General features: G+C 54.5%; 12 protein-coding genes. 8 read left to right on the forward strand and 4 right to left on the reverse strand.

Translation table 11 applies throughout. From position 1 onward, the window contains the following. Window positions 1–38: 38 nt before the first annotated feature. From NST37_RS06775 to NST37_RS06785, 3 genes are read right to left on the reverse strand one after another with little or no spacing between them, the layout of a single operon-like run. Window positions 39–1,412 (reverse strand): YheC/YheD family protein, encoded by a 1,374-nt coding sequence (locus tag NST37_RS06775; RefSeq protein WP_003388014.1) that lies wholly within the window; start codon window positions 1,410–1,412, stop codon window positions 39–41. A 15-nt stretch (window positions 1,413–1,427) separates the two neighbouring features. Beyond that, on the reverse strand, window positions 1,428–2,507 hold the full coding sequence (locus tag NST37_RS06780; RefSeq protein WP_039071185.1) for a YheC/YheD family protein: 1,080 nt from the start codon (window positions 2,505–2,507) through the stop codon (window positions 1,428–1,430). Window positions 2,508–2,511: 4 nt separating this feature from the next. Next, window positions 2,512–3,927: a YheC/YheD family protein gene (locus NST37_RS06785; protein WP_003388012.1), complete on the reverse strand. Its 1,416-nt coding sequence runs from the start codon at window positions 3,925–3,927 to the stop codon at window positions 2,512–2,514. 93 nt (window positions 3,928–4,020) lie between these two features. Between NST37_RS06785 and NST37_RS06790 the strand changes: the two genes are divergently transcribed. Then, the gene (locus NST37_RS06790; protein ID WP_003388011.1) at window positions 4,021–5,178 is read left to right on the forward strand and encodes a DUF445 family protein; all 1,158 of its coding nucleotides are present in this window, start codon (window positions 4,021–4,023) and stop codon (window positions 5,176–5,178) included. A 207-nt stretch (window positions 5,179–5,385) separates the two neighbouring features. Beyond that, entirely contained in the window at window positions 5,386–6,696 is a 1,311-nt protein-coding gene (locus NST37_RS06795; RefSeq protein WP_003388010.1) for a DRTGG domain-containing protein, read from the forward strand. 443 nt (window positions 6,697–7,139) lie between these two features. On the opposite strand, the gene NST37_RS06800 is transcribed toward NST37_RS06795, so the two are convergent. Then, window positions 7,140–7,451 (reverse strand): YtpI family protein, encoded by a 312-nt coding sequence (locus NST37_RS06800; RefSeq protein ID WP_031932232.1) that lies wholly within the window; start codon window positions 7,449–7,451, stop codon window positions 7,140–7,142. Between the two features lie 181 nt (window positions 7,452–7,632). Between NST37_RS06800 and NST37_RS06805 the strand changes: the two genes are divergently transcribed. The 6 genes from NST37_RS06805 to accD all read left to right on the forward strand — a co-directional run bounded on the left by NST37_RS06805 (window position 7,633) and on the right by accD (window position 14,771). Further along, complete coding sequence (locus tag NST37_RS06805; protein ID WP_221175480.1) at window positions 7,633–7,725, forward strand: putative holin-like toxin; 93 nt, start codon at window positions 7,633–7,635, stop codon at window positions 7,723–7,725. Between the two features lie 255 nt (window positions 7,726–7,980). Continuing rightward, complete coding sequence (locus NST37_RS06810; RefSeq protein WP_024983171.1) at window positions 7,981–11,409, forward strand: DNA polymerase III subunit alpha; 3,429 nt, start codon at window positions 7,981–7,983, stop codon at window positions 11,407–11,409. Window positions 11,410–11,565: 156 nt separating this feature from the next. Further along, window positions 11,566–12,810, forward strand: coding sequence for a malic enzyme-like NAD(P)-binding protein (locus NST37_RS06815; protein WP_003388007.1), 1,245 nt, complete (start codon window positions 11,566–11,568; stop codon window positions 12,808–12,810). Between the two features lie 91 nt (window positions 12,811–12,901). Beyond that, on the forward strand, window positions 12,902–13,573 hold the full coding sequence (locus tag NST37_RS06820; protein ID WP_003388006.1) for a FadR/GntR family transcriptional regulator: 672 nt from the start codon (window positions 12,902–12,904) through the stop codon (window positions 13,571–13,573). 85 nt (window positions 13,574–13,658) lie between these two features. Next, window positions 13,659–13,841, forward strand: coding sequence for a hypothetical protein (locus tag NST37_RS06825; RefSeq protein ID WP_003388005.1), 183 nt, complete (start codon window positions 13,659–13,661; stop codon window positions 13,839–13,841). A 21-nt stretch (window positions 13,842–13,862) separates the two neighbouring features. Next, entirely contained in the window at window positions 13,863–14,771 is a 909-nt protein-coding gene (gene accD / locus NST37_RS06830) for an acetyl-CoA carboxylase, carboxyltransferase subunit beta (RefSeq protein WP_003388003.1), read from the forward strand. Window position 14,772 lies beyond the last annotated feature (1 nt).

Raw genomic sequence — 14,772 nt, forward strand, 5'->3', positions numbered from 1 at the left:
GGGTGTTCCTCCTTCCTGTACGGTGGTTTGGTCGTCTGTCAAAAGTTGGCGAGGTAGCAGCTGTAGTCGACCAGCAGGTTTCTCGACTCAATGTCCGCTTGTTTGAGCCGGGCATGCTTAAAGATGGAGCGTCCAGGCTTGGAGTTGGCCTCGAACATCCAAACATGTCCGTGCGTATCAATGCCCATATCCAGACCCAGCTCGCCGAGGTCCATCCCTTTTGCCTGTTCGATGGCAGTCGCCAACCGGATCGCTGCTTGCGAGACGCGTTCTTTCATCAGGCCTTTCTGCTTGCCGAACAAGTAGTTCAGCAACTCGTCTCCGGGGATTACCGTGCCGCCTGTACGGACATGCGTCGTCACACTGCCTGAACCGGCCACCTTTGCGGCCATGCAGGATACGACCCACTCATTTTGCAGATTTTTGTGGAGATGGACCCGGAAGTCAAAGGGACGGCCGTGGAATGTCAGCAGCGATATTCCCTGTTGGGCCAGGTAGGCGCTGGCTCGGCGCGTACGGAAGACATGCTGGTACAGTGCGGACAGGGTTGTGAAGCGCCGTTTCACATTTCCTCCCCCGTTGTGATAGGACACGTCATATCCTTTGCCGGGAGAGTGAACGATCTTGACGATGCCATAGCCCAAGCTGCCGTTTTTCGGCTTGAGATAGACGATCGGGTACTTGCGCAGCAGCGAGCGGACAGTGGCTAAAGACGGGGAAGGGTACGTTTCGGGTATAAATTCGTTTACTTCCGGGTTGGGATAGAGGAGCTGGTGGACTCCCCATTTGTTGAAAAATCCTTGATTGAACATCGGCGTTGAATAATTGGCCAGCTTCAGCTTGAATTCCTGAACTGCTTCATGGCGCTCGGCTGACCGAGACGGTATCCGGTCGTAAACCACATCTGGAAGAGCAGTATTCATCTTTTTCCAGATGTATCCGCCTTGCTTGCTCGGCCGCAAAAACCAGGCATTCACGCGATTGGTCTCCCAGTCGACTTCATTTGGCGCAAAGATGAAGTAGAAGACGCCTTTTCCTTCCTGGGCCTGGAGCAGTTTTTGGAAAAATGATGTGCGCTGGCCAATCGGTTGGCGGGCGTTTTGTTTGAGGCCAGTGGTGACGATGCCGATTGCGGGACCAATCCGCAGGGTTTCTCCTTCCTTCTTCAACTGAATCAGACCACCGTGCGGGATGCCCAAATTTGTTTTCAGCATGCTGGTTACTTTGACGACATTGCCTTCTTGATTACGACGGTCTTGAAAAATGGTAGCCACCACTTCCCGTTTCCCCAGAGAAATCCTGATTTTTTGCCGTGGACGAAGCTGCAGCTTCGTAACAAGTGCAGACGGCAGGATAATGCCGGATACATGGGGATAAGACAGGAAGCGGAGCCGCACTCTGATCGATTCCATGCTTATATTTACCTCCTACGCATGTTTCATAAGATAACGGGCGTAGCGGACCGGTTGAGTAATGGAATGAAGCCTTGCCTTGGGATCATCAATCATTCGGAAAACCGTACGCCCCGGCCTGCTGTTCACCTCGATGATCCAGATATTCCCTGACGTATCGATGCCGACGTCAATCCCAAGCTCGACAAGTCGGCCGTGTTCAAGCTCCAAAAAGGGAGGCAGTTCTGCTACTAACTGATCGAGCTGCATCTCAATTTTGCTTCTGGTCTTCTCGGAAAAGTGCTTGGCGAGAAAGATCGGCAGCGGGGCCGCCTTTCCTCCGCCGTGTAAATTGGACGTGATGCTTTGCTTGTTTCCCAGCCGTACGGCTTTTCCGGTCGTTTCCCATTCGCCGTTTCCATTTTTCTGTACCAGCACGCGGACATCAAACGGCGTGCCGTCTGGTGTATGCAGGGAGAGATAGGGCTGTACGAGAAACGTCCGTCCGCCGATAAATCCGGCCAAATAGGTGTTTAACCCATTCTGGGTGCGAATCGTTTTGGAGAAAGGCTGATTTTCCAGATTGCGGCCAGTGAGATGGTAGCTGTCTCCGGTCTGATCGATCCGCACCACACCGATTCCATGTGTGCCGGCAATCGGCTTGATGATGGCAGAGCCGTGCCGCTTGAGTGTCTGCTGGAGCTTGGGGAAGGAAAAGAGGCTCGTAGGCGGAAGCCATTTTGCAAGCAGAGGCGATTTTATCAGCATCTGATGCACCTGCCATTTTCCCGACAGCCCATGCCCCAAAAACGTAATCGATGGATCGTTTTGCAACTTCTCTACGAATGGTTTATAGTGGCGGTAGGAAGGACCAACAAAGCAGCGGTCATAGATATAGGCGGGCAACGGAAAGGTTCCGCTCCGCCAGCTGCCGTCGCGATATTCAAACCCTGTCACCGTGCGTGTGGAAAAATCCACCTGGCGCGGAGAAAAGACGAACACGCGGATACCGGCTTTGCGACCGATCAAGGTCAATTTTTTGTAATACCCTTTTTCGACAAAGGAAGAGCCGCGGCAAATCGTAATGATGCCCAGGCTTTTTTGGTTTGCCAACATAAGGTCACCCTCGTCTTGATTTCTTGCGTGCTTCTGATTTGCTTTTCCCTGACCGCGGGAAGCCGCTCAGGTAGGAGGAGTAGTCAAGCATCCGCAATACGGATGGTCGCACCCGTCTGGACGTTCCGTCTTCTCCGCCTTGCATCGGGAGGGAGTTTGTCGTCTTGGAAGGCTTGCTGTTCACTTCGAGCAGCCAGACGTGTCCGCGGACATCTACTCCCAGATCGATCCCAAGCTCCGCGTAATGGCCACTGAGCGATTGTTCCAGCAGCTGTGACAGCTTGAGTGCAACGCTGCGCAACGTTTGGACGGTCGGGCGCGCACTTGTCATCCAGGGACCGCATATCCGAAGAGCATAGGCGGGTGCAGCCATGGAGCCGCCGCGGGATACGTTGGATACGACCCGGTTCTGTCCCAGCCTGGCGACCATCGAAGTGATTCCCCAAGCACCCTGCCGGTCCTTTTGCACCAGCACTCGAAAATCGGTTGGACGCTGCTGGATGCCGATGAGGGAAAGCCCTTGCTGAAGCAAATATTTCTTGCCTTTGGTTTGCTGATACAGATGACGGTGCAGGTCGCTGATGCTTCCAAACTGTCTGGAGCCGCCGCCGGAGCGGCTTAGCTGATAGCCGCCACCTGTACGGCGAATGCGTACAATTCCCCGCCCCATGCTTCCGTTTACCGGTTTGGCATATACCGTCTTGTGGGACTGGAGCATGCTTTCCAAGTCTTGTTTGCTTTGATAGAGGATGGTGCGGGGCAGATGCTCGGAAGCACCCGGCTCGTTTTCCAGAGCGGTATGCACGTGCCACTTATTCAGAAACTGTTCATTAAAAAACGGGATATTTGCTTCCTTGCACCGCTGCATCCAGTCGCTCATCGCTTCGCTGCGCTCTCGCCGGCGAGATACCACGCGGTTGTAGATGCACTGCGGAAGCGGCAGAATCACTTGCCTCCATTGCCCATTTTGCCGTACCATACCCTTTACAATCCCGGTATTCCAATTGACGTCTTGCATCCGGAAGATGCAAACGATTCCTCCGCGTTTGCGGCAGCTATCGGCCACCTCATTGAAGAACGGGGTGAGTCCGCCAAAAGGGGATAAAGAGTACTGGGGATTGTACGCGGATACGAGTATGCCCAGATAGGGTCCAAAAACAAGACGCTGCTGGCTCGCTTGATAACGTACCAGCAGGGGAACTCCCTTGGGCAGATGAAGCATCTGGGCAAGAGACGGACGGATCAGGGAATTTCGGGCTTGCTGCAGGCCGCTCACTTTGGCCCTGGCAGTTTTGCTGCCAAATTGAACGGTGACCGAAGACGGTGTGAGATTCCATTTGCGCATGTGCGCCTGGGGCAGGTACAGGTCGGTGTCTGTTTTGGGTTCGTACGATTGCAAAATGACTGGAACATACGACATGGCAATCCCCTTCCCATCAGGCATGAAGTTGGTCTATTTTATGAGCAGGCACTTACTTTGGTTCCATGCGGAAAAGAGAGGTTGTTAATGTAGATGAACGTTTGGATGCTGGCAATAAACGTAATCGTGGGCTCCGCCATCGGCGGCATTACGAATGAACTGGCTATTCGCATGCTGTTTCGCCCCCATCGCCCATGGCGAATCGGCAGGTGGCAAGTGCCTTTTACGCCTGGGCTGATCCCGCGCAGACGGGATGAGATCGCGGTTCAGATGGGACGATTGGTCCAAGAGCATCTGTTGACCAAGGAGGGTGTGAAAAGGGCTCTCGCCCAAGCAGAAATGGAGCAAAATCTGAGCTTGTGGCTGGAGAAAGCGGCCCGGGGATGGATGGAGGACAGCCGCACCCTACACCAGTGGACACAGACTTTGTATCCGCAAGCAATCGATGAAAATGGGCGTATCAGCGAGCATATTCGCCTGCCGGTAAAACAGGCCTGGGAGAAGTGGCTTCAATCCCGGCTTGCCGAATATCGGGAAAAACCGCTGCGCCAGATGATTCCCGAAGCGGGGATGGCCAAGCTGGAAACGGCTTTGGAGGAAGTGAGCCGCCTCTTTCTGGAAAAGTCACGCGCCTATCTGCATTCCCCGGAGGGCCTGCAAACGCTGCAGCAGATGATTCGCGGACTCGTCGGCGGTGGCGGGGGGATGTTCGGCGGTCTGGTCAATATGTTCCTCGGAGATGAAAAGATCATCGGAAAGCTTCTGCCTGCGCTGGACGAGCTTTTGACCAATCCGGCCCTGGCCCGGAAAATTTATGAGGTCCTGCGCGTAGAAGCCGACAAGCTGCTGGACAAGACAGTCGGGGATGTGGAGAATTGGATCGGGAGCGAGCAAATCCAGTCATGGTCGGATGCAGCCTTCTACAAATTGGAGGAGCAAGTGCTCCGCTGGGCAGACAAGCCTCTGTCTGAGCTGTTGGCCCCGCTCCGCGGGACAGTCACTACAGTGCTGATCCCCAAGGTATCCGGCTGGCTGGTAGAGACGCTTGAGAAAAACGTGGAAAAGCTGTTTGACAGGCTTCCGATCCGCGAGATCGTAACACGGCAGGTGGAAGGTTTCCCGATCGAGAGGATTGAAGAGATGGTTGTCGGCATTTCGGGACGGGAATTTCGCATGATTACGGTACTCGGATTCATCCTCGGAGGCATGATCGGGCTTGTGCAGGGCCTGTTATCCCTTTTGTTTGGGTAGTTTTGTCACATTGAAACGAAACTGTAAACGGCTTGTAATCATCCTGTAATATTCCAGGGGTAAGATAAAGACACGATGAAAACCCCCTTAATGATATACTTTCTGCCGGAGTAGCCGAAAAGCTACCCTTTTTTTTTGTCCGCTCATCGGGTATATTGTTCCAAGGAGATTGCGTGTATGGAGAAAGGGGAGGGGGGCACGAAACAGATGGCAACCAAACATGAACAAATCCTTCAATATATAGACAAGTTACCGATCGGGTCAAAAATTTCGGTGCGCCAAATCGCCAAAGATCTGGATGTCAGCGAGGGAACGGCTTACCGTGCCATCAAGGAAGCGGAGACACAAGGATATGTAAGCACGATTGAGCGTGTCGGGACGGTCCGGATCGAGAAAAAGCAAAAGGAAAACATTGAGCGGCTGACGTTTGCCGAAGTCGTCAACATCGTCGATGGCCACGTACTCGGGGGCCGGGAAGGACTGCACAAGACGCTGAACAAATTCGTCATCGGCGCCATGCAGCTGGAAGCGATGATGCGCTATATCGATGCGGGCAGCCTTCTTTTGGTCGGCAACCGCTATCAAGCACATAAAATCGCGCTGCAGCAAGGGGCTGCTGTCTTGATTACCGGCGGCTTCGATACAAGTGAAGAGGTAAAGCAGCTGGCGGACCGCCTGGCGCTGCCGATCATCTCGTCGAGCTACGACACATTTACAGTCGCCGCCATGATTAACCGGGCCATTTACGACAGGCTGATCAAAAAAGAGATCGTAATGGTCGAAGATATTTTGAAGCCGTTGGCAGAGACGCCGGTATTGCTGCCTACCGATCCGGTAGCCAAGTGGCATCAGTATACGGAGCTGTACCACGATACGCGTTTTCCGGTCGTGGACGAGCAGATGCGCTTGATCGGAATCGTGACGTCCAAGGACATCATCGGCCACGATCAAACGGCCTCTATCGACAAGGTGATGACGAAAAATCCGATTACCACTTCGCCGCGAGTCTCTGTTGCGTCTTCCGCCCATACGATGGTGTGGGAAGGAATCGAGCTGTTGCCGGTGGTGGACAATTACCGCAAGCTGGTCGGGGTGCTGAGCCGCAACGACGTGTTGAAAGCGCTCCAGTACACGGCCAAGCAGCCGCAGATGAGCGAGACCTTCCCCAATTTGATCATGTCCCATTTCCGCGAAGAGCGGCAGGGTGAGGATATCGTCTATACGGGAGAGGTTACGCCTCAAATGACCAACCATCTGGGGACAATCGCCAGCGGCATCATGACGACCGTGATCGCTGAGGTCGGCTGCAACCTGCTGCGCATCCACCGAAAAGGGGATATGGTGCCGGAAAACATCACCGTCTACTTCTTGAAGCCGGTTCAGATGGAGAGCCGGATTCACGTCCGTCCGCGTCTGCTTGACATCAGCCGGCGCTTCGGGAAAGTCGAAGTGTCCGTCTATCAAGGAGAGCAAATGGTAGGGCAGGCGATGGTGACTGCACAGATTATTGACCGGTAGGATCGAACCGAATAGATGAAACAAAAAGGAAGGGAGCCTACATGCTCGCCTTCCTTTTTTCTCGCAAATATTTATCTGGCGCTGCTGAGGAGGAAGTTGATGATGCCAACGAACACCAGAAAGCCGAAGAAACCGATCAGTCCATACCCCAGGTAGAGCAGTAAATGATTCGGTGATTGCTTGCGCATACAGTCCAAGCCCCCCTGCATAACAGTTTCGTTTTGCTATGTATTACGAACGAGAGTGGAAATCGTTTCCAAGAAAATAAAAAGGACAACCGTCGGCACAGCTCTCCGGTTGTCTGAAGCATAGAATGTCACACACGCCCATTATAGCGCAAGAAAAAAACGTTTAGCCAGAAAAAACGGATGGGAATAAAGGAAAAGCTTCCCGTTTTAAAAGGATAAGGCGCGCAAGCCCCAAAGCTTACAGCTCCACCATGGTCAGGAGCTTTTCTTCACTTCCGCCTGCCAGGCAGCCCGATAGCGGAGATAGTTGCGTGTGCCCAGGACCAGATTGATCACTCCGACGAACAGGAGCAGCAAAGCGACAAAGATCCGAATCTGGTCCAGCTCATCAAAGGAAAATTGGTTCAACCCGAACAAGGTGACCAATACCCCGAGCGATATATTCATTTTGCCGAGCGTCATTCTGGAGACGAGCGGGTGAATGCCTCGCTGACGGGCTGTCACGCTGTAATAGACGCTGGCCACCAACGATGCGATCACGCCCGTCATATAGGTAGCAAACCACATAAATGGATTCATCCTCTCCTGGAATCTAGGATAATCCTACTAAAGTTTGCAAAACAGGTCAAATCGGGTATGGGAATGTTTGTTCTGGTTATACTTTGTGGTATAATTTTCTTGTACAATCCGGACAGCTTGCCAGGGGCAGCGAGCTCATCCCCACTTTGGAAGGAAGGGGGGTGATGCCATGACTGTATTCGAAGCCATCAGTCTTATGCTGTCTTTCGGTTCCCTGGTCGTTCTACTCGTCACCCATGATCTGAGCAACAAAAAGAAGTAGCTCGCACCTGACGGATCTTTTCGGCGAGCTACCTCTTTCCGGCGGGCCGCTCCTCTGCGGGCACCGATTGTACTTGACCGGAGCGCGGCAACGCTTCGGTCCTTTTCTTTCACTATACCTTCCGCACGCGTGATTGTAAAGGCAGGCCGCGCGGATGCGGGGTCTTTGACCGAAGCGTTTTTTATCGGGAACCACTTCGTTATAATGAAGAGAGAAAGAAAAAGAAGACGGGAAAGCAGGAAAGGGAGAATCGAGATGACCCCCTTTGTGCATTTGCATGTGCATACGGAATACAGTTTGCTCGACGGGGCGGCACGAGTGGAGAAGCTGGTGCAGCGAGCCGCAGAGCTGGGAATGAAAGCGTTGGCTGTGACGGACCATGCCAATTTGTATGCGGCTGTCCCCTTTTACAAGGCCTGTAAAGAAGCGGGGATCAAGCCGATCATCGGGATGGAGGTCTATGTAATAGAAGGAAACCTTCAGGATCGGGTCCGGAGTGCGCCGCCGCCCAGCCATCTGGTCTTGCTGGCAGAAAATCAGGAAGGGTACGCCAATCTTTTAAAGCTGGCCACAATCGCAGGCACGGATGGTCATTTTATTTTGCCCCGTTTGAATAAAGAGGCGCTGGCGAAGCATAGGCAAGGCTTGATCGCTCTTAGCGGCTGCAGGGAAGGAGAGGTGGCCAGAGCTCTGCTGTCTGGCGATGCGGAGGAGGCCAAACGGGCAGCTTTGTGGTACCGGGATGTATACGGCCCGCAGCATTTTTATCTGGAGCTGCAGGATCACGGGCTGGAGATCGAGCGCCGCCTCAATCAGCGCCTGCTCAGACTCGGTCATGAGCTGGGACTGCCGCTCGTGGTCACGAACAACGTCCATTACGTCTACCAAAAGCAGCACCGCGAGCATGATATTTTGCTGGCGATCGGACAGGGAAAAACGGTCGATGAAGAAAACCGTTTCCGCTACGAGACGGACCAGTACTATCTGAAAAGCGGCGAGGAGATGGCCAAGCTGTTTGCCCATGTGCCTGGTGCACTGGCCAATACGGTAGAGATTGCGGAGCGCTGCCAATGGGAATTGTCGTTTGGACAGCACATCCTGCCGAAATATCCGCTGGAGGAAGGACAGGATCCGACAGCATATTTGCGCGAGCTGTGCGAGCGGGGCTGCATCGAGCGTTACGGGACGATGACGGATGAAATCCGCGAACGGCTCGATCATGAGCTGTCCATCATTACCCGCACAGGCTTTACGGACTACTTTCTGATCGTGTGGGACTTCATGCGTTTTGCTCATGAAGCAGGAATCGCGACGGGACCGGGAAGGGGATCGGCGGCGGGCAGTCTGGTCGCCTACGCCCTCAAGATCACGAATGTCGACCCGATTGCGTTCAACCTCTTGTTTGAGCGGTTTCTCAATCCCGAGCGGGTCACGATGCCTGATATCGACATCGATTTTTCCGTGGAGCGGCGGGATGAAGTGATCCACTATGTAGCGGACAAATACGGACGTGACCGCGTTGCCCAGATCATTACCTTTGGAACGATGGCCGCCCGTGCAGCGGTCCGCGACACAGGCAGGGCGCTGGGCATGTCGCTGGCACTGGTAGACCGCGTGGCGAAAATGATCCCGCAGTCGCCGGGAATGACGATCGACAAAGCGTTCCAGCTCAATCCGGACCTCGGCAAGCTGTGTGCGGAAAATGTCCAGGCACGCCAGTTGATCGAGACGGCCAAGGGAGTAGAGGGGCTGCCGCGTCACGCCTCCACGCATGCGGCGGGAGTGGTTATTGCCCCTGAACCGTTGACTGCGTATGTCCCGCTGCAGACAGGCAGTGAAGGCTTGGCCCTGACACAGTTTCCGATGGAGGATTTGGAGGAAATCGGGCTGTTGAAAATGGATTTTCTCGGCCTGCGCAACCTTACCATTATTCAGGAAGCGCTTCGGCATTTGCGCCAGGCTGGCGTAGACGTGGACCTGGAGAACATTCCGCCGGACGATCCGAAGACATTCCAGATGCTCAGCCGCGGAGAGACGACCGGTGTCTTTCAGTTGGAGTCGACCGGCTTTCGCAATGTTTTGCGGGACCTGAAGCCGACCGGACTCGATGACATCATCGCCGTACTGGCGCTGTACCGTCCGGGGCCGATGGAGATTATCCCGCAGTACATCCGGGCCAAACACAAAGAGAGCTCCGTTCAGTATGCTCATCCCGATCTGGAGCCGATTCTGAGGGAAACGCATGGCTTCATGATCTACCAGGAGCAGATCATGCAGATTTCCTCCCGACTGGCTGGCTTTAGTCTGGGCGAAGCGGATATACTGCGGCGCGCCGTGGGCAAGAAAAAGCGGGAGCTGTTAAACGAGCAGCGGGAAAAGTTCGTCGCCGGCTGTATCCGCCAAGGCTACGGGGAGAAGCTTGGCCACGAGATTTACGATTTGATCGTCCGTTTTGCCGATTACGGATTCAATAAAGCCCATTCCGTCGCTTATGCGATGATTGCCTATCACATGGCCTATCTCAAGGCCAACTATCCGCTCGCGTTCATGGCTGCCCTCCTTTCGCTGTCCATCGGCAGCCAGACGAGAATTGCGGAGTACACGGAGGAGGCGCGCCGCCTGCATTTGCAGGTATTGCCGCCTGATGTAAATGAAAGCGAGGCTTACTTTACGGTCAGCCGCGATGCCATCCGCTTTGGCCTTGCAGCCGTCAAGAACGTCGGCTACGGAGCGATTGAATCGATTGTGCGGGAGCGGGCAAAACGGCCGTACCGCGACTTGTTTGACTTCTGTGCCCGGGTGGACGGACGACTGGTCAACAGGAGGGTCGTCGAATCATTGATCCTTTGCGGCGCGCTGGACTCGCTGCCGGGACACCGGAGCCAGTTGATGGTGCTCCTGGACGAGGCGATGGGCAAGGCGACAAGCAAGCGAAGCGAACGGGATGCCGACCAGCTCAACCTGTTTGCCGGAGACAGCGAAGCGGATTCCCTCCGTCAGCCGTCGGAATATCCGGAGGTGCCGCCTTTTTCCAGCAGCCAGCAGCTGAAGGAGGAGCGCGATCTGCTCGGCGTCTATCTGTCCGGCCATCCGCTGGATCAGTATTCGCATCTCTTCAACCGGCCGGAGGTGCACGCCGTATCGGCTCTGTCCGAATGTTCCCGGGAGCAGACCGTCAAGATCGTCGGCATGATTACGGAGGAAAAGCGCATCCAGACCAAAAAAGGGGAGCCGATGGCGTTTCTCATGCTAGAGGACAAGACAGCCCAGGTGGAGACCGTTGTCTTTCCAAAGGTGTATGCCAAATACGCGGAGCTGTTGAAAAAAGAGCAGGTCGTCGTAGCAGAGGCGCGGATCGATCATCAGGACGACATCGTGAAGCTGATTGCCAACCGCTTTTGGGATGCCGCCTCGCTGCCCAAGCCATCCATGGAACCCGTGTTGTTTGTCAAAATATCGGCAGAGCAGGAGCATGATTCGACGCTTCACAGCCTGCAGCGCCTTTTTGTCGAAAAAAGAGGTACGATTCCCGTCGTTCTGTACTACGAGGGGAAAAGACGGACAATTCGCCTTCCGGATGCCATTCGGGTAGAGGTGGACGAGTCATTTTTGGAGCAAGCGCGAGAAATTGTGGGACGTGACAGCGTAATTCAAAAAGAATTGCCCGTAAACGGGGGAGGATGACCAAAGTCCTCCCTTTTTTGCCGATTTCGAGAGGTTTACAGGAGAAACGGTTTTGCTATAATGAGAACATAATTTAAAAAAGTGGTCTGACCACTAAGCGCAGGTTCAGTATAGATAGCCCAAACATACATACAAATGAAGAATGGAGTGGTACTTGTGTCCAATTTACGAGAGGAAGCACTGGAACTTCACAGAAAACATCAGGGGAAACTGGAGGCTGTAACCAAGGTGCCGGTGCGCAATGCGCACGATCTGAGCCTGGCATATTCCCCAGGTGTTGCCGAGCCTTGCAAGGAGATTTTCGACGACCCGGCGAAAGTATACGAGTACACCATGAAGGGAAACCTCGTAGCCGTTGTCAGCGACGGTACAGCCGTACTCGGACTGGGCAATATCGGACCTGAGGCCGCTATGCCGGTTATGGAGGGCAAGGCGGTCCTGTTCAAGTCGTTCGCAGGCGTTGACGCGTTCCCGATCTGCCTGAATACAACCGACGTGGACAAAATCGTCGAAACTGTAAAAATGCTGGAGCCGACCTTTGGCGGGGTAAACCTGGAAGACATCGCGGCGCCTGCCTGCTTCGAGGTAGAAGAGCGCCTGAAGCGCGAGACCAATATCCCGATCTTCCACGATGACCAGCACGGTACGGCAATCGTTACTGCTGCCGGTCTGATCAATGCCCTGCGCGTTGTCGGCAAAAAGCTGGAAGAAATCCGTGTCGTAGCCAACGGGGCCGGGGCAGCGGGGATCGCCATCATCAAGCTTCTGTTGTCCATGGGCGTGAAGGAAGTCATCATGTGCGACACCAAAGGCATCGTGTACGAAGGCCGTACGTTCGGCATGAACCCGATCAAGGAAGAAATGGCGAAGATCACCAACCGCCAAAAGCTGGAAGGAAATCTGGCTGATGCGATGAAGGGCGCTGACGTATTCATCGGCGTTTCGGTAGCCGGCGCTGTCACGCCGGAAATGGTGAAATCGATGAACCGCGACGCGATCATCTTCGCGATGGCAAACCCGACTCCCGAGATCATGCCGGAAGAGGCGAAAGCGGCTGGGGCGGCTGTCGTCGGTACGGGCCGTTCCGACTTCCCGAACCAGGTAAACAACGTACTCGCATTCCCGGGCATTTTCCGCGGCGCGCTCGATACGCGCGCAACAGCAATCAACGAAGAGATGAAGCTGGCAGCCGTTTACGCCATCGCCGACCTCATCTCGGCCGAAGAGCTGTCTGCGGACAAGGTAATTCCGGCTCCGTTTGACCCGCGCGTGGCTCCACAGGTAGCTGCGGCCGTGGCAAAAGCGGCGATGGAGACAGGCGTAGCTCGCCTTTCCGTCGATCCGGAGGCGATCCGCCAAAAAACGGCGGCGCTGACAGCCATTTCCTATCAAAAAGCGTAAATTGCGGACGTCATGTGACTAACACCCTCCGGGACAAAGTGATCCTTGGAGGGTGCTTCACCGAAGGCAATCGGGGAGGAGGAGCGAAAGGATGCTTGATTCGCTACAGGAGAGAAAGGTATACGAAGGCATTCTCCTGCAAATCCATCAGATCGTTCAAGAAAAAAATTTGCGTCCTGGTGACAAGCTGCCCTCCGAGCGGGAGCTGTCCGAGCAGCTGGGTGCCGGCCGTTCGTCTGTACGCGAAGCGCTGCGGGCATTGGAACTGCTTGGCCTGATCGAAACCCGCAGGGGAGAAGGCACCTTTTTAAAGCATTACCGTCACAACCGCCTGATTGATATTCTCGGCTTTTTTATCCTCCGGGATTACAAAACGAAAAAAGATTTGATTGAGATGCGCCAGGTCCTGGAGCTGGATGCGGTTCGGATGGCTTGCCGCCGGGCTACCGCGAAGCACTTTGAAGAAATGGAGCGGATCCTCGCTGCGGCAGAGGAGCGGATCGAACAGGGAGAAATTCCGACTGAAGAGGATTACCAGTTCCACCGCGTTATCTGCCGCTCCAGCCGCAATTCCATCCTCCACCGGATTTGGGCGCCGCTTGTGGAATACAGCGATTCTGTCCGCAGTGAATCGCTCTCCCGTGAAGGACGGGCCAGATCAGCAGTAAACGAGCATCGTCAGATCATGGAAGCGATACGAGCAGGAGACGAGGAGCAGGCTGTAGAACGGATGAGAAAGCATCTGGAAAACTCCAAGCTCTGACTTCTCCCGGCCCGATTTGCGGCAGTTGCTGGGGCTGTGATATGATGATGCAGACCTGTATTGGACGATCAAGGAGGAAGCCACCATGTGGACGGTCATCTATATCGCTCCCAGCGAAAAAATCGCGGAACGGATACAGCAACGATTGACAGATGAAGGATTCCTGGTAAAGGTTCGCGAGGCGAAGGTCTCCAAACAGTACGAGATTCTCGTCCCCGAGAGCGAGGTACACGAAGTCCAGGAAGTACTCGGCACGATCCTTCACTGAAGGGAAAGGTGAGGTGTAACTGTGCTTAAGGATCTCTTTGGTAAAAAGCGCAAATTTGCTACAGTCCCCTCGGAAACAATATCGCGTGGAACTCCCCAGGCTGACGGCGCTGTCGAAGCCGTCACAAAAGGCAAGGAAGTTCCCGAGGGACTGATGAATAAGTGTCCGCATTGCGGAACGATTCACTACTCCAAGGACCTGGAGAAGAATCTCCGCGTTTGCAAGGGATGCCAGTTCCATTTTTCGATGTCGGCGCCGGAGCGCATTGCGGCATTGCTTGACGACGGCGTGCTGACCGAAGAATTCGACACGGATTTGGTGACAGCCAACCCGCTTGGCTTCCCAGGCTACCTGGAAAAAGTGGAAAAGGATATGGAAGCGACGAATCTGAAAGAGGCGATCATGACAGGCGAAGGGCTTCTGGATGGGCAGCGCGTCATTATCGGCGTAATGGATTCGCGTTTTCGCATGGCCAGCATGGGCTCGGTCGTCGGTGAAAAAATTACGAGGGCGATCGAACAGGCTGCAGAGCGCAAGCTCCCCTTTATCCTTTTTTCGGCTTCAGGCGGTGCGCGGATGCAGGAAGGCGTGCTCAGTCTGATGCAGATGGCGAAAACAAGCGCGGCATTGGCAAAGCTGGACCGGGAACGCCAGTTGTTCGTGTCTGTCCTGACCAACCCTACTTACGGGGGTGTCTCTGCCAGCTTTGCTTCCCTTGGCGATTACAATATTGCCGAGCCTGGAGCGATGATTGGCTTTGCCGGCAGACGCGTAATTGAGCAGACAATCCGTCAGGAGCTGCCAAAAGACTTTCAAACAGCCGAGTTCTTGCTGAATCACGGGCAACTCGATATGGTTGTGCATCGCAAGGACATGCGCTCGACGCTATCCAAGCTCGTTGAGATGCACACGATTCGGGAGGGAGTATAAA

This window comes from Brevibacillus sp. FSL K6-6036 (assembly GCF_037964015.1).
GTDB lineage: Bacteria > Bacillota > Bacilli > Brevibacillales > Brevibacillaceae > Brevibacillus > Brevibacillus borstelensis.